Raw genomic sequence first — 14,643 nt, forward strand, 5'->3', positions numbered from 1 at the left:
CGGCATCGGTATTACGACCCCCGGTTGGGGCGGTATCTGACGCCGGACCCGATCAAGTTGGCCGGTGGGTTGAATCAGTACCAGTACGTGCCGAATCCGACGGGGTGGGTGGATCCGTTGGGGTTGACGTCGAACTGCCCGCCGCCGAATAAGCCGGGTTGTGAGGTGCCCGGCGGTATTGGTGGGGCTAAGGTTGACGAGGGTGAGCCCGCGCTACCGAAGATGACGGCGCAGGAGCGTAGAGCGAGGATTGATGACTTGGCGGAGGCAAATGCTTTTAGGCGTTTGGATGAAATGGAGAAAGCCACACCAGGCGCACACTTCGTAGAAAAACATGGCAAACAAACCACATTGGCCTCTCAGCAAGAACGTTCAGTGACGGGAAGAAATCCATCGACCGGAGTCATAGAGCTTTACACCAACGGAAGGCGAGCAGGGCAGCCAAAAATTCCCAGTGCAGCCACTCACTTTTTTAGTAATCGAGACCAACTGAACGCCATACATCGTGCCCAGCTTATTTTTAGGCGGAACGGACAAATCGCGTCGAAGGAGCCAATGAATATGGGCAAAATTGTAGGTGAAGGATACAAGAGGGGGGGAGTCATTTACGGACAGCAAACACATGCGGTAGTAATTCTTGATAGAGCCGGCAAGCCGATAACCTCTTATACGGATTTTATGGAATGAAACGTAAACCTGAGTATTTTGTTTTGCGTGGTCTGCTGTTTCTATTTGATATAGAAAATACTGACGACGACGCTCGTGAAAAAATCATTGTTTCAAAGAACGTGAATGATAAGAAGGAGCTTGCCGAGCTATTCGATATTCTTATGAAACCTGAGTTTCTCTCTTATAGCGTTGAAGAGCGCGAGTGGTGTGTTGAAACGTTGAAACACTATTTGGACGTCGATGATGACTTTGATGCGGTATTCACGAAAATCACCACCTATTTCGATGATGATGTAGAGGATCAACGGCAGTTTATGCAGGTTTTGTTGAGTTGTTTATTGAGGTATCAAATCGAAAATCTAAAGGTTGACCCAGTAAACAAATTTGATTGAGCTGCCTCTTCGCGCGGCCTGAGGGTTTGACAGCTTTCAGGAGTCAACATTGGCCAATTAGCTGCGATTGGCGCAGGTCGGGCGCGGCAAGACTGTCAATCACATGCACGCTGTACCCCGGAATATTCTTCGCATGATGCTTCGCCTGGGAAGCCATTTCCGCGAGTTGACTGGCATCGAGTTGTGCGCAGGCCTCGGGGTGTAGATGCACCACGCCGATGGACAGCGACAACAGCGGAAACTCCTGCCGCACTCCCTGACGATTCGGTGCGATGAAGCAGCCAGCCTCAAGGTGTTCAGGGCGGTAGAAACGTCGGCACTGACTCTGGAAATCATCAAGCAGTTGATTAAGACGTTTGCGCCAGTCTTCCGGGCCGAGAACTAGGAGGAAGTCGTCGCCGCCAATATGGCCAACGAAGTCGCGGCTCGGGTCGACGCGCTCGTTGAGGCATTGCGCCAGACACAGCAGGACTTCGTCGCCGCGCCCGTAGCCATAAATGTCGTTGAAGGGTTTGAAACTGTCGATGTCGACGTAGCAGATGACCGACTCGCGCCCCTGCTGCAGCAACCGCGTCAGGCATTGCTGGATCGGCACATTCCCCGGCAACAAAGTCAGCGGATTGGCATACCGCGCCTGTTGAATTTTCAGCTCGGTGATCAGTTTGAGTACGTCGATCACCCGGCCAAGACCCAGGTAGCCGCCGTTAAGAGTAATGATGAAGTCTTCTTCGATGCGTTGCCGCGCGCGGCTAGTGATCAGGCGGCTGACCTGTTGCAGTGACTGGCTCATTTCCACGGCGAGGAAATCGTCGTTCATCAGGCGGCTGATCGGTTTACGCGCGAACAGGTCGGTGGCGAACGGTTTGAGCAGGGCATCCGACAACGAGTGGCGGTGGACGATGCCGCAGGGTTGGCCTTGTTCGTCGAGTACCGCCAGTGAGTTGAGGTTGGCCTGGCGGCGGAAGGCCTCCAGTACGTTGGCGGTCGGTGTGTCGCGATGCACGGCCGGTTGGTCGTTTAGCAGGGCGCTGAGGTCGCTGCCTTCGTCATTCAGCGCAACGCTGCTGCTGTCGTGTTTGGGCATCAAGGCGCGGGCGTCGCGGGGCGGATGTTCCTGAGGACGACCGAGCAAGTAACCCTGCACCAGATCGACCCCCATTTCCGTCAGCACCGCGAGCTCTTCCGGCAGCTCGATGCCTTCGGCGATGACTAGCGCGCGAGAGGCTTTGGCGATTTGCAGAATCGAGCCGACGAACTCACGCTTCAATGCGTCCTGATGAATGCCATCGATGAAGTGTCTATCGATCTTCACGTAATCCGGGCGCAGCTCCGACCACAGACGCAGGCTTGAATAGCCGGCACCGAGATCATCCAGTGCAATGGAAAAACCCATGGCCCGGTAGTGATGCAAGGCGGTTTGCAGCAACTGGAAATCGTCGATGGGTGTCTGTTCGGTCAGCTCGATGACCACCTGACTCGGCGGAATGCCGAAATCCTGCAGCAGCTGCAACGTGCGCCCCGGTTGGTGGGCGGCTTCAAGCAAGGATTCCGGCGAGACGTTGAGGAACAGTTTGCCCGGCAGTTGTTGCTCGTTGAAGCGACGGCAAGCGCTTTGGCGGCAGGCGATTTCCAGCTCGCTCAAACGCCCGGCCTGACGGGCCACGGCGAACAGTGCGATCGGCGAGTGAAGAGGACTGTTGGAAGGGCCGCGCGTGAGCGCTTCGTAGCCGAGAATGCGCCGTTCCGAGAGACAAATGATCGGTTGGAACAGGCTGTGTAAACCGCTTTGAGTCAGGATCGAGCTCAAGGCACTCAGCTGTTCGGTCGTGGTCATGGCAATCTCTGGCGATAAAAAAGGACTGGGAGCGTTCTCGATGAAGAGAATGGCTCCCAGTCCTTTATTGCACGACAGAATGATGACTGTTTGATGACGATCCGGGGATCGTCAGCACTAAATTGCCATCACCTTACTTCTTGGCCACCTGATTGCTCAGCTTCAGGTAATCCAGCAGCACGCGCCCGGTTTCGCTCAGGTAGGCATCGTCTTCCGGTTTGACCTTATCCGGGTCAGCGGCCGCAAGAGCGTCTTCGTCTTCTTTCTTCAGCTCTTTAAGCGGCTCTTCGCCCTTGGCCTTGCGACGGATGTTTTCCATCGTCAGTTGCTTGGCATCGATGTCATTGTGCTGGGCACGGCGCTCGGCTTCGTTGAGGCTGACGGTTTTTTCTTCCATCAGTTTCTGCGCCAGAGCCAGCTTGTCACGGATGAACACGAACTCGGCATCCTTGGCGGTGCGCGTGTCATGTTCGGACTTGAGCTGCGCCAGGAACGGCTTGAACGGATCGGCCGCCGGTTTGATCGCTGCGCGGATGGTGTCCCACGGCATGGCTTCCGGCAGTGCGCTCTCGCCGATTTCCTTGGTGTCGATCAGCGACGGGTAGTCGATGTCCGGCAACACGCCCTGATGCTGGGTGCTCTGACCGGAAACCCGGTAGAACTTGGCCAGAGTCAGCTTCAGTTCGCCATGGTTCAGCGGCTGAATGGTCTGCACGGTGCCTTTACCGAAGGTCTGGCCACCGATGATGAGTGCGCGGTGGTAGTCCTGCATGGCGCCGGCGAAGATCTCCGAAGCCGAGGCGGACAAGCGGTTGACCAGCAACGCCATCGGACCTTTGTAGAACGCGCCCGGGTTTTCATCTTCGAGGACGTCGACACGGCCATCGGCATTACGCACGAGGACGGTCGGACCCTTGTCGATAAACAGACTGGTCAGCTCGGTGGCTTCCTGCAGGGAACCGCCGCCGTTGTTGCGCAGGTCGATGACCACGCCGTCGACTTTGTCTTTCTGCAGTTCGGTCAGCAGTTTCTTGACGTCGCGAGTGGTGCTCTTGTAGTCCGGATCACCAGCGCGGAACGCCTTGAAGTCGAGGTAGAAGGCTGGAATCTCGATCACGCCGAGTTTGTAGTCCTTGCCGTCCTGTTTCAGGTTGAGCACGGATTTCTTCACTGCCTGGTCTTCAAGCTTCACTGCTTCACGGGTGATCGGCACGATCTTGGTGGTCTGGTCGTTCGGCGCATTGCTCGCCGGAATCACTTCCAGCCGCACCACGGTGCCTTTCGGACCACGGATCAGTTTGACCACTTCGTCCAGACGCCAGCCGACCACGTCGACCATCTCTTTGTTGCCTTGGGCAACACCGATGATCTTGTCGGCCGGGGCAACCTGTTTGGTCTTGTCAGCCGGGCCTGCCGGCACCAGACGCACGACTTTGACCTGGTCGTTGTCGCTTTGCAACACGGCACCGATGCCCTCGAGGGACAGGCTCATGTTGATGTCGAAGTTTTCCGCGTTATCCGGCGACAGATAGTTGGTGTGCGGATCGTACGACATGGCGAAGGTGTTGATGTACGCCTGGAAGATGTCTTCCGGACGGGTCTGGTCCAGGCGCGCCAGCTGGTTCTTGTAGCGCTTGGTCAGGGTTTCCTGGATCTGCTTCGGCTCTTTGCCGGCGATCTTCATCCGCAGCACTTCGTCCTTGACGCGTTTGCGCCACAGGTCGTCGAGTTCAGCGGTGGATTTGAGCCAAGGTGCGTCCTTGCGATCGATCAGCAAGGTCTCCTTGGTGGTGAAGTCCATCTTGTCGACGCCTTTGTTCAGCTCGGCAAGGGCGAAGTCCAGACGCGCCTTGACGCGGTCCAGATAGCGCTTGTAGATGGTGAACCCGGCGTTGAGGTCGCCGCTTTTGAGGAAGTCGTCGAACTGGGTCTTCCACTTGTCGAATTCGGTGATGTCGCTGGCCATGAAGTAGCTGCGCGACGGATCCAGCAGCTTGAGGTAGCTGTCGTAGATGATCACCGAGCGCGCATCGTCGAGCGGCGGCTTGCTGTAGTGGTGACGCTTGAGCAACTCGACGACGTTCAGGCTGGCGATGACTTCATCGCGATCAGGCTGCAACTTGTCCCAGCTGTTGGCTGCGAATGTAGTGCCCGACACCGGCAACAAACCGATACCGATGAAAAGAGCGAGGGCGGTGCTGGGGAGCAAATGCTTCATGCTGATTCGACGCGGGGACAATTGATAACGCATATTAGGCCGTCTTTGAAGTCGCCGGTTCTACGAGAGCCGGTCGCATAATGCAAAAAGCCCGGCGCTACAGCTTCGGGCTCAGTCCAGACTCACTATGGAGGCACTGTGAAGGCATTGCAAGGCGTTGACGGTCAAGTGGCATGGGTTGAAGAGCCGAGTCCTACGTGCGATGTAGGACAAGTCCGCATCCGAGTGGCGGCAGCGGGCCTTAATCGCGCTGATTTATTACAGAAAGCGGGGCTTTATCCGCCACCACCAGGGGCCAGCCAAGTGCTCGGTCTTGAGTGCTCCGGGGTGATCAGCGAGGTCGGCGCGGGGAGTGCGTGGCAGGTCGGTGATCGGGTTTGCGCCTTGTTGGCCGGGGGCGGGATGGCCGAAGAGGTGGTCGTCGACGGGCGGCACGTGCTGCCGGTTCCCGAAGGCGTCTCGCTGATCGAGGCCGCCGCATTGCCTGAGGTTTATGCAACAGTCTGGCTGAATGTGTTTCAACTTGCGGCGCTCAAACCGGGTGAGAAAGTTCTCCTGCATGCCGGCGCAAGTGGAATCGGTTCAGCCGCTATTCAGTTGTGCAAGGCGTTCGGCAATCCGTGCTGGGTCAGCGTCGGTTCGGCCGAGCGTCTGGCTTACTGCGAAGCACTCGGTGCGCAGGGCGGGGTGGTGCGCACTGATGATCTGGAGAGCCTGCGTGATTTCGGGCCGTTCAATGTGATTCTCGATCCGGTCGGCGGCAATTATTCGGCACTGAACCTCAAACTGATGGCGCTCGATGGGCGCTGGGTGTTGATCGGTTTGATGGGCGGCCGTGAGGCCAAACTGGATCTGGCGCAGGTCTTGGCCAAGCGTGTGCAACTGCTGGGCTCGACGTTGCGCAGTCGTGACGATCAGTTCAAGGCGGACCTGTTGAGTGATCTGGGTCAGCAGGTGTGGCCGTTGTTTGCGGAAGGGCGCTTGAGTCCGCAGTTGGCCAAGGCGTTTGCGGTGAAGGATGCCGAGGCGGCGTTTGCGGAGCTGGCGAGCAACAAGGTGGCTGGCAAACTGGTGTTGGTGATTGACGAAAGTCTGAGCTGAGATCAAGGCAAAAAGCCCCTCACCCTAACCCTCTCCCAAAGGGAGAGGGGACTGACTGAGTTGTTCTGCCGGGCTACATCGACCTGGGGCATCAAGTTGAACTCAGGTATGGGATGTCAGCCTTCAACTGCAGATTAAATCTTTGTCATTTCCAGAGATGGATCGGCCAGCCGGATTTTTCCGCGTGTTCCAGCAGCACTGGGTCCGGATTGACCACGTGTGGGAAATCCACCTTCAGCAACAGCGGCAGATCATTGCGCGAGTCGGAATAGAAACTCGCGCCCTCAAGGTTCTCCTCTTCAGCATCCAGCCATTCCAGCAAACGGGTGATCTTGCCTTCGCGGTAGGTCAGGGTGCCAACGGTGTGACCGCTGTAAACGCCATGGGCGACTTCCAGTTCAATCCCCAGAATTTCATCGATGCCCAAGCGCTCGGCAATCGGTTTGACCAGATGCGTGCCCGACGCCGAGATCACCAGAATCCGGTCGCCTGCCTTACGGTGGGCGGCGATGGTTTTGGTCGCGTCGCTGAAGATGATCGGTTCGATAAAGTCTTCCACCCACGGCCCGACCAGATGATCGACTTCTTCTGGCGTACGGCCGATCAGCGGTTCGAGGCTGAACTCCATGTACTCTTCCATGCGCAATTTGCCATGGCTGTAGGCGTCCATCAGCTCGTTGTTCTTGCGCATGAACGATTCGGGATCGACCCAGCCCAGGCGCCCCATCTGCTCGCTCCAGAGGGTGGCGCAGTCGCCGTGGATCAACGTTTCGTCCAGATCAAAAATTGCCAGGGCCATCAGTGCAGTTCTCTCTTCAACGTCAGCAAAGTCATCAGGCTACCTCACACAGGGCCGTTGGATCGATGGAAAGTGCCAGACGCTGACCGTCGGGATGCAGATCGGCGGCCGAGCGGTTGAGCACATCCACCACCAGTTCCACGCCGCGGGCTTCGATGCGATAGCGGATCACGTTGCCAAGCAGGCTGTGGCTGCGGATCTGCGCGTCGAGTTCGCCGTCAAGGCTCAGTTCGATGGCTTCCGGGCGAATGGCGATGCGGTGGTTGATCGGGCGCTGCAACAGCTTTGATGCATCGTCGGCATCAAGCAGGTTGTAGTTGCCGATGAAGCCGGCGGCGAATACATCGACCGGCGCGGTGTACAGGGTTTCGGCGTCGCCGCTCTGGACGATTTTCCCTTGGTTCATCAGGAAAATTCGGTCAGACATGGTCAGCGCTTCTTCCTGATCATGGGTGACGAAAATCGTCGTCAGGCCGAGTTCGCGTTGAATCTGCCGGATCTGTTCACGCAAGTGTTTACGAATCCGCGCATCGAGCGCCGACAGCGGCTCGTCCAGCAGCAACAAACGCGGACGTGTGACTAGCGAGCGGGCGAGGGCCACGCGCTGGCATTGGCCACCGGACAGTTGATGCGGATAGCGGCTGGCGAAGTCGTTCAGTTCAACCAGTTTCAACACCTCGGAAACGCGTTTATGGCTGTCGTCGGCATTGACCTTTTGCATGCGCAAACCGAAGGCAACGTTCTGCTCGACGGTCATGTTGGGGAACAGCGCGTAGCTCTGGAACACCATGCCGATCCCGCGTTTCTGCGGACTCAACGGCACGATATCGACGCCATCGAGCAGGATCTTGCCGCCATCGACCGGCGTCAGGCCGGCGATGCAACGCAGCAGGGTGGACTTGCCGCAACCGGACGGGCCGAGGAGGGTGACGAACTCGCCCTTGTTGATCTCGCAATTGATGTCGCTGAACACGGTCGTGCCAGCGTAGTTTTTCTGCAGGTGTTGGACGCTGACATAGCTCATTCGCTTTTGTCCTTGTTCAAGATGTTGGCGATCCAGGTCAGGACCAGCACGAAAAAGAAATACGAGATAACCAGCGCACTGGTGAAGTGGCCGCTGCTGTTGCGCATGTTGTTCAGGTACACCTGCAGGGTTTCGTAGCGCGTGCCGACCAGAATGTTGGCAAACACGAACTCACCGAACAGGAACGAGAACGACAGCAGCAACGCGACCATCAGGCCTTTGCGCAGGTTCGGCAGCACCACCAGAAACGCCGCTTGAAAGGTGCTGGCGCCGAGCAGTTGTGCGGCGTCCATCAGGTCGCGCAGGTTGATCGCTTGCAGGTTGTTGGTGATTGCCCGGTACATGAACGGCAGCGCCACGGTGAAGTAGCAGCCGATCAGGATCCACGGTGTACCGACCATGGCCATCGGCCCGGACCCGTAGAGTTGCAACAGTCCCACCGACGACACCACCGGCGGCACCGCGAAGGGCAACAGGATGAGGATGTTCATCAGCGCATCGAGTTTCGGAAAGTGGTAATGCACCACGAACAGCAGCGGCAGGATCAGCACCACTGAAAGCACCAGTGCGCCGACGCAGACCAGCAACGATTGACCGAAGGCGTGAAGGAAACGTGGATCGCTCCACAACTGGATGTACCACTTGAAGGTGAAACCGCTGGGCAGGATGGTCGCTGACCAACTGCTGGCGATCGAATAAACCAGCGTGCCCACGAGTGGCAGCAAGAGGATGGCGAACAACAGATAAACCACGACGCGGTGGTAGAGGCCGGCCGGGCCGGATTCAGCGCGAGACATGGTAGCTCCTCTTCAACAGCAGTTGATGCACGACGGTGACGATGGTCATCAGCGCCACCAACACCACGGCCAGGGCGCTGGCCAGATTCGGGTCGAGGGAAATGTCGCCGGAGACCATCGCCGCAATCCGGATCGGAAGCACGTTGAAGTTGCCGGTGGTCAACGCATACACCGTGGCGTAGGCGCCGAGGGCGTTGGCCAGCAGAATCACGAATGTACCGAGCAGCGCCGGGGTCAACACTGGCAAACCGATGTGCCGCCAGAACTGCCAGCCGTTGGCGCCAAGCAGTGCGGCAGATTCGCGCCAGTCTTCACGCAAGGCGTCGAAGGCGGGATAGAGCAGCAGCACACCAAGCGGAATCTGGAAGTAGGTGTAAAGGATGATCAGGCCGGTTTTCGAGTACAGGTTAAAGTCCTGAATGATCCCCGACTGCTTGAGCATGATGGTGATGCTGCCGTTGAAACCGAGCAGGATGATGAACGCGAAGGCCAAGGGTACGCCGGAAAAATTGCTGGTCATGTTGGCGAAGGCATTCACGAAATTGCGCAGTTTCGAATCGACCCGGCGCAGGGAATACGCACCCAGTACGGCAATGATGATGCCGAACACACTCGACCAGAAACTGATTTCGAGGCTGTACTGGATCGCCTGCAAATAGAACTTCGAGCTGAAGATCTTGCTGAAGTTGGCCAAACCCCAGCCGAACTCTTCCGATTGCAAGCTGTTGATCATCACCCAGACCAGCGGGGCGATTTCAAAGACGATAAAGAACAGCGCGAAGGGCATCAGGCACAGCGCCGCCAGCCATTTGCCGCGAATCATCGAGTTCACTTGAGCAACTCCCGGCACACAGGTTTGTCGTGGGGCACGCCGAGCAGTTCGCAGACGGTGCCGCAAATTTCGGTCTGCTTGGGTGCGGCGCCAGCGTCGAGGCTGAACGCGTCACCGAGGACAAACAGCGGCACCTGGCGTTCTTCCGGCAACAGGCCGTTGTGCGAGCGATCGTTGTTCATGCCGTGGTCGGCGGTCACCAATACCTGATAGCCAGCGTCGAGCCAGTTCTGCAGATAGTCGGCGAGGATGATGTCGGCGAAGCGCGCGCTGTTGCGGTATTGCGAAGAGTCGAGGCCGTGTTTGTGCCCGGCGTCGTCGATGTTCATCGGATGGATCAGCAGGAAATCCGGATCGTGGCGCAGGCGCAGGTTTTCTGCGTCGGCGAACAGGTGCGAATCCGGGTAGTGATCGCTCCAGTAGAAATGCCCGTGCTGGATCGGCAGCGACAGATTGTCGGTGTGGCGGTCGCGGGCGGCGACGAAGGGCGAGCGGTTGTACAACTCGCTGACCCAGTGATACGCCGCCGCAGCGGTTTTCAGACCGGCGTCGCGCGCGTAGTGATAAATGCTGCGCTGGTTGGACAAGCGCGAGACGTTGTTGTGGACGATGCCGCTGTCGATCGGCGGCACGCCGGTGAGGATGCATTCATAAAGCGGTCGGGACAGGGCCGGCAGTTCGCACTCCAACTGATAGAGCGCGGCGCGTCCTGCGCCAACATAAGCCTGCAGATGCCCCATGGCGTGACGTGCGACCTCGTAGTTGAGGCCGTCGAGCACGACAAGGATGACGTTGTGCTTCATAGGGGCAAAAACTCCGCGAAACAGGAAATTTCAGATTCAGCCGAGATCCCCTGTGGGAGCGAGCCTGCTCGCGAATGCGGCAGATCATTCAACATTGATGTCGACTGACACGACGCCTTCGCGAGCAGGCTCGCTCCCACATTTGGATCTTCAACAGATCACGCAGTAGTGATAAGCCGGTTTATTTCATCTCTACGATGACTTCCTCGTTCCACTGCTGTGGCAGGGCTTTCGAAGTTTTTTCCCACGCATCGGCGTCTTTGATCGGGGTGACCTTTTTGTACTGCTCGTTCGGCAGCAGTTTGGCCTTCACGTCTTCCGGCAGTTGCAGGTGCTCGGCGCGGATCGGGCGGGCGTTGCCACGAGCGAGGTTGGTCTGGCCGGCGTCGCTGAAGATGTATTCGCGGGTCAGCTTGGCGGCGTTCGGGTTTTTCGCGTACTTGTTGATGATGGTGGTGTAGCCGGAAATCACCGAACCGTCGGACGGGATCAGCACCACGTAGTCATCCGGGTTGGCCATCTTGGCTTTGTAGCTGAGGCCGTTGAAGTCCCAAACCACACCGACTTCGATCTCGCCTTTTTCCATGGTGGCGATGGTCGGGTTGGCCATCGACAGGCGACCTTGCTTGGCGATGTCGGCGAACAGCAGCAGGGCAGGCTTGATGTTTTTCTCGTCGCCACCGTTGGCCAGGGCTGCGGCCAGTACGCCGTTGGCTGCTTGTGCGGCGGTGCTCACGTCACCGATGGAGACCTTGTATTTGCCGCCCTTGAGGTCAGCCCATTTGGTCGGCACTTCGGAGCCGTGCAGCAGCTTCTTGTTGACGATAAACGCGATGGTGCCGGTGTAAGCCAGTGCCCAGTTGCCGTCCTTGTCCTTGGCCCAGTCCGGTACCTGATCCCAGGTGCTTGGCTTGTACGGTTGCACCACGCCTTGCTTGACCGCGATCGGACCGAAGGCGGCACCGACGTCGCCGATGTCGGCGCTGGCATTGTCTTTCTCGGCGGCGAACTTGGCGATTTCCTGGGCGGAACTCATGTCGGTGTCGATGTGCTTGAGGCCGTAGGTTTTGGCCAGGTCTTCCCAAGTGCCTTTCCAGTTGGCCCAGTCATCGGGCATGCCGACACTGTTGACGGCGCCTTCCGCTTTCGCAGCGGCTTCGAGGGTTTTCAGATCGGTGCCGGCCGCCATGGCGGAGGTGCACATTGCAATGGTCGAGCCTAACAGTGTTGCCAGGAAAAGCTGTTTCATTCCGAAGCTCCTTGGTCGTGTTCAACGCTGCGATTGCGGTGTGTGTTGGTCTAGGTCAGCAATACCTGAGCCAATTTAAGGGGGCTGGATGACACTTTGATGTCGGCGGCCTTGCGGCGGGCCTTTTATTTGCCCGGTATTGGCGGCTGCCAGATAAGCGTAGACCATGCTCAAAGGCCCGGAGAGCAAGGGACTTGGCCGATGTATTGCAAGTCGTGAAGACGACCGTTCGGTAGTTTTGTCATCTCTCGGTCATCTGCACTGCCTAGGCTTGCATCATCAGGAAACGGCTCGATTGCCGTGCGGTTTTGCCCCGAAACAGTGCTGGTCTAGTCCAGATAGGTAACGTTGATGCGCGATGAGGCAACCAAAGCGGTGACAGCGATTGGCCAAGTGTTGCAAGAGCAACTCGACCACGGGTTGCTGGCGGCGGGCAGCAAGTTGCCGGCCGAGCGCAAGCTCAGTGAGTTGTTCGGTACGACGCGGATTACCGTGCGTGAGGCGTTGTTGCAGTTGGAGGCGCAGGGGCAGATTTATCGTGAGGAGCGCCGTGGCTGGTTCGTCTCGCCGCCGCGTCTGGCCTATAACCTGATGCAGCGCAGTCACTTTCACGCGATGGTCAGTGCGCAAGGGCGGGTGCCGTCGACCGAGGTTATTTCGGCACGGTTGCAGCCAGCGTCGGCGGCGGTGTGTGCGTGGTTGCAGTTGCCGGCGTTGTCGAGCGTGATTCAGATTTGTCGGTCACGGCGGATTGATGGGCGGTTGGTGTTGTATGTGGAGCACTATTTGAATCCGCAGTTTTTTCCGGGGATTCTTGAGTTTGATTTGAATCAGTCGATCACCGAGTTGTATGCGCGGCATTACGATTTGCACTATGGGCGGGTGCGCTTCGAGATTGTGCCTACGTCATTGTCTGTGGATGCGGCGGCGGCTTTAAGGGTGTCGGTGGGGAGTCCGGGGTTGCGGATTGCTCGGGTCAATTACGATCAGCATGAGCGGTTGATTGATTGTGATCTGGAGTTTTGGCGGCATGATGCGATTCACGTTGGGGTTGATGTTGTTTGATCGTTTTGGGGGCATATCCGTTGCTGCGGTAACGGCGGCTTAGGGTTTCGCCCTTACGGCGACTCACTTTTTTTACAAACGCCTAAAAAAAGTAAGCAAAAAAACGCTTGCTCCTGCGTGCGGCCCGCTCGCTGGGGCTCGGGGTTCCTTCGCTGCGGGATCGATCCGGGCGCAGCGTCTACGGTTTGCTTCGCTGCACCTCCTCTCGCTGTGTTTGGCTGCGCCAAACGGTCGCTGCGCTCCCACGCCCGGATCAATCCCTCCACTCAGCCTTCCGACGTCGCCCGTGGATCAAGATCAAAAGCGGTACTCGAGCTAACGCTCATTGTGTTGAGTGGGGCGGCTTTGCCGCATGGGTGTTCGCAAATTAAAACTGTGGGCGCTGCGGTGCGACGGTTCGACCTGCCAGCGATGACGCCCTGACAGCCGACCTGTTTCTGACAGGCTGCACACGGTCCAAATGTGGGAGCGAGCCTGCTCGCGAAGGCGCCCCCACAGTCACCTCATTCCTACTTGCCCGCCCCCGCATTGGCATACAGATAATCCGTCGCCAACGAGGCCAATGTTCTCACGCCTACCACCAGCGCCGACTCATCGACAAAGAACCCCGGATTGTGATTCGGCGCTGCCTTGCTCATGTCCTGGTCTCTTGGCGTCACGCCGAGAAACACAAACAGTCCCGGCACTTCCTTGGCAAAGAACGAGAAGTCTTCCGCGCCACCCACCAGCGGTGCATTCACCACATCATCCTTGGCCGCCCACTTCAACGTCGGCAGCATTTTTTCCGTCAGTGCCGGGTTGTTGATGGTCGGGTCGTATTTTTCGATGATGGTGACGTCGGCTTTGGCGCCGCCGCTTTCGGCGATTTTTTCCACGGTCTGGCGGACGTCGGCATGCAGTTTCTGGCGGATGCCGTAGTCGTAGGAGCGGATCGTGCCGGTCATGTCGACGGATTCGGGAATGATGTTGTAGCGCGTCCCGCCGTTGATGGTGCCGATGCTGACCACTGACGGATAAGACGAGATATCGGTGCGGCGGCTGACCACGGTTTGCAGGCCGACGATGGTTTGCGCGCCGACGGTGATCGGGTCGATGCCGTCCCATGGGCGGCCGGCGTGGGTCTGTTTGCCGAGGATTTTGATGCGCAGGTCGTCGGAGCTGGCCAGGGTGGCGCCTGGGCGGTAGGCGATCTGGCCGGCGGGGACACCGGCCCAGACGTGCAGGCCGAAAACGGCGTCGGGTTTCGGTGATTTCATCACGCCTTCCTCGATCATCATTTTCGCGCCCCAGGTGTTCTTGCCGTCGGGGATGAAGTCGCTTGGGCCTTCTTCGGCAGGCTGAAAGTAGAACAGCACGGTGCCGGGCAAGGTGTCGCGCATGCCCGTGAGAATTTTCGCCGTGCTCAGCAGGATAGCGGTGTGGGCGTCGTGGCCGCAGGCGTGCATGACGTCGACTTCTTTGTCGAGGTAGGTGCCTTTGGCTTTCGAGGCGAACGGCAGGTCGGAGACTTCCTTGACCGGCAGCGCGTCCATGTCGGCGCGCAGGGCCACGGTCGGGCCGGGGAGGGCGCCTTTGAGGACGGCGACCACGCCGGTGCGGGCGACGCCGGTTTTGACTTCCAGGCCCATGGCTTTGAGTTGTTTGGCGACCAGCTCGGCGGTGCGTTTTTCCGTGTTGCCGAGTTCTGGATGAGCGTGGATGTCGCGGCGGGTTTCCAGCAGTTCCGGTTCGAGTTTTTGCGCCTGTTCGGCGATCGTTGTGCGGGTGCTTTCCAATGTCGCGGCGCCAGCGTGGCTGGCGAACAGGGTGAGTAGAACGGCTTGGGCAATGCGCGTCAGTTGCATCGGGTTCTCCTTGATT

General features: G+C 58.3%; 13 protein-coding genes. 4 read left to right on the forward strand and 9 right to left on the reverse strand.

The genetic code is table 11. The annotated features are described in order from the left end of the window. Positions 1-687: RHS repeat-associated core domain-containing protein (locus AC0ZWN_RS20605; protein ID WP_476336315.1), on the forward strand; the 687-nt coding region annotated here is incomplete at its 5' end. Next, positions 684-1,061, forward strand: a complete 378-nt coding sequence (locus AC0ZWN_RS20610) for a hypothetical protein (protein ID WP_093441580.1) — start codon at positions 684-686, stop codon at positions 1,059-1,061. The genes AC0ZWN_RS20605 and AC0ZWN_RS20610, both read left to right, overlap by 4 nt. Before the next feature lie 43 nt (positions 1,062-1,104). Here the strand turns inward: AC0ZWN_RS20610 and AC0ZWN_RS20615 are convergent, their stop codons facing one another. Further along, the gene (locus AC0ZWN_RS20615) at positions 1,105-2,895 is read right to left on the reverse strand and encodes a bifunctional diguanylate cyclase/phosphodiesterase (RefSeq protein ID WP_460090235.1); all 1,791 of its coding nucleotides are present in this window, start codon (positions 2,893-2,895) and stop codon (positions 1,105-1,107) included. Between the two features lie 133 nt (positions 2,896-3,028). Further along, positions 3,029-5,113 (reverse strand): carboxy terminal-processing peptidase, encoded by a 2,085-nt coding sequence (locus AC0ZWN_RS20620; RefSeq protein ID WP_257357807.1) that lies wholly within the window; start codon positions 5,111-5,113, stop codon positions 3,029-3,031. A 138-nt stretch (positions 5,114-5,251) separates the two neighbouring features. On the opposite strand from AC0ZWN_RS20620, the gene AC0ZWN_RS20625 reads away from it, so the two are divergent. Further along, positions 5,252-6,214 (forward strand): zinc-binding dehydrogenase, encoded by a 963-nt coding sequence (locus tag AC0ZWN_RS20625; protein WP_257357809.1) that lies wholly within the window; start codon positions 5,252-5,254, stop codon positions 6,212-6,214. Between the two features lie 145 nt (positions 6,215-6,359). Here the strand turns inward: AC0ZWN_RS20625 and AC0ZWN_RS20630 are convergent, their stop codons facing one another. The 6 genes from AC0ZWN_RS20630 to AC0ZWN_RS20655 all read right to left on the reverse strand — a co-directional run bounded on the left by AC0ZWN_RS20630 (position 6,360) and on the right by AC0ZWN_RS20655 (position 11,718). After that, positions 6,360-7,013: an HAD family hydrolase gene (locus AC0ZWN_RS20630; protein ID WP_116256616.1), complete on the reverse strand. Its 654-nt coding sequence runs from the start codon at positions 7,011-7,013 to the stop codon at positions 6,360-6,362. Between the two features lie 34 nt (positions 7,014-7,047). Next, positions 7,048-8,037 (reverse strand): ABC transporter ATP-binding protein, encoded by a 990-nt coding sequence (locus tag AC0ZWN_RS20635; RefSeq protein WP_099758418.1) that lies wholly within the window; start codon positions 8,035-8,037, stop codon positions 7,048-7,050. Next, positions 8,034-8,834, reverse strand: a complete 801-nt coding sequence (locus AC0ZWN_RS20640; protein ID WP_007916333.1) for an ABC transporter permease — start codon at positions 8,832-8,834, stop codon at positions 8,034-8,036. Before AC0ZWN_RS20640 ends, AC0ZWN_RS20635 begins: the two co-directional genes overlap by 4 nt. Further along, positions 8,821-9,657, reverse strand: coding sequence for an ABC transporter permease (locus AC0ZWN_RS20645; RefSeq protein ID WP_476336370.1), 837 nt, complete (start codon positions 9,655-9,657; stop codon positions 8,821-8,823). The genes AC0ZWN_RS20640 and AC0ZWN_RS20645 overlap by 14 nt, the downstream gene beginning before the upstream one ends. Positions 9,658-9,662: 5 nt before the next feature. Continuing rightward, positions 9,663-10,469: an alkaline phosphatase family protein gene (locus AC0ZWN_RS20650; protein ID WP_476336318.1), complete on the reverse strand. Its 807-nt coding sequence runs from the start codon at positions 10,467-10,469 to the stop codon at positions 9,663-9,665. Positions 10,470-10,650: 181 nt separating this feature from the next. Next, the gene (locus AC0ZWN_RS20655) at positions 10,651-11,718 is read right to left on the reverse strand and encodes an ABC transporter substrate-binding protein (protein ID WP_077571761.1); all 1,068 of its coding nucleotides are present in this window, start codon (positions 11,716-11,718) and stop codon (positions 10,651-10,653) included. Positions 11,719-12,069: 351 nt separating this feature from the next. Here AC0ZWN_RS20655 and AC0ZWN_RS20660 point away from each other — a divergent pair, with 351 nt between their 5' ends. Further along, the gene (locus tag AC0ZWN_RS20660) at positions 12,070-12,783 is read left to right on the forward strand and encodes a UTRA domain-containing protein (protein ID WP_064121017.1); all 714 of its coding nucleotides are present in this window, start codon (positions 12,070-12,072) and stop codon (positions 12,781-12,783) included. A 509-nt stretch (positions 12,784-13,292) separates the two neighbouring features. Here the strand turns inward: AC0ZWN_RS20660 and AC0ZWN_RS20665 are convergent. Then, the gene (locus tag AC0ZWN_RS20665; RefSeq protein WP_476336320.1) at positions 13,293-14,627 is read right to left on the reverse strand and encodes an amidohydrolase; all 1,335 of its coding nucleotides are present in this window, start codon (positions 14,625-14,627) and stop codon (positions 13,293-13,295) included. Positions 14,628-14,643 lie beyond the last annotated feature (16 nt).

This window comes from Pseudomonas sp. 3B-A001-10F (genome assembly GCF_056313565.1).

Bases quoted from the DNA above. Each gene is read 5' to 3' on its own strand.
- AC0ZWN_RS20620 (WP_257357807.1), bottom strand. From the start codon at position 5,113: ATGAAGCATTTGCTCCCCAGCACCGCCCTCGCTCTTTTCATCGGTATC.
- AC0ZWN_RS20640 (WP_007916333.1), bottom strand. From the start codon at position 8,834: ATGTCTCGCGCTGAATCCGGCCCGGCCGGCCTCTACCACCGCGTCGTG.
- AC0ZWN_RS20635 (WP_099758418.1), bottom strand. From the start codon at position 8,037: ATGAGCTATGTCAGCGTCCAACACCTGCAGAAAAACTACGCTGGCACG.
- AC0ZWN_RS20650 (WP_476336318.1), bottom strand. From the start codon at position 10,469: ATGAAGCACAACGTCATCCTTGTCGTGCTCGACGGCCTCAACTACGAG.
- AC0ZWN_RS20665 (WP_476336320.1), bottom strand. From the start codon at position 14,627: ATGCAACTGACGCGCATTGCCCAAGCCGTTCTACTCACCCTGTTCGCC.
- AC0ZWN_RS20645 (WP_476336370.1), bottom strand. From the start codon at position 9,657: ATGATTCGCGGCAAATGGCTGGCGGCGCTGTGCCTGATGCCCTTCGCG.
- AC0ZWN_RS20660 (WP_064121017.1), top strand. From the start codon at position 12,070: ATGCGCGATGAGGCAACCAAAGCGGTGACAGCGATTGGCCAAGTGTTG.
- AC0ZWN_RS20655 (WP_077571761.1), bottom strand. From the start codon at position 11,718: ATGAAACAGCTTTTCCTGGCAACACTGTTAGGCTCGACCATTGCAATG.
- AC0ZWN_RS20630 (WP_116256616.1), bottom strand. From the start codon at position 7,013: ATGGCCCTGGCAATTTTTGATCTGGACGAAACGTTGATCCACGGCGAC.
- AC0ZWN_RS20610 (WP_093441580.1), top strand. From the start codon at position 684: ATGAAACGTAAACCTGAGTATTTTGTTTTGCGTGGTCTGCTGTTTCTA.
- AC0ZWN_RS20615 (WP_460090235.1), bottom strand. From the start codon at position 2,895: ATGACCACGACCGAACAGCTGAGTGCCTTGAGCTCGATCCTGACTCAA.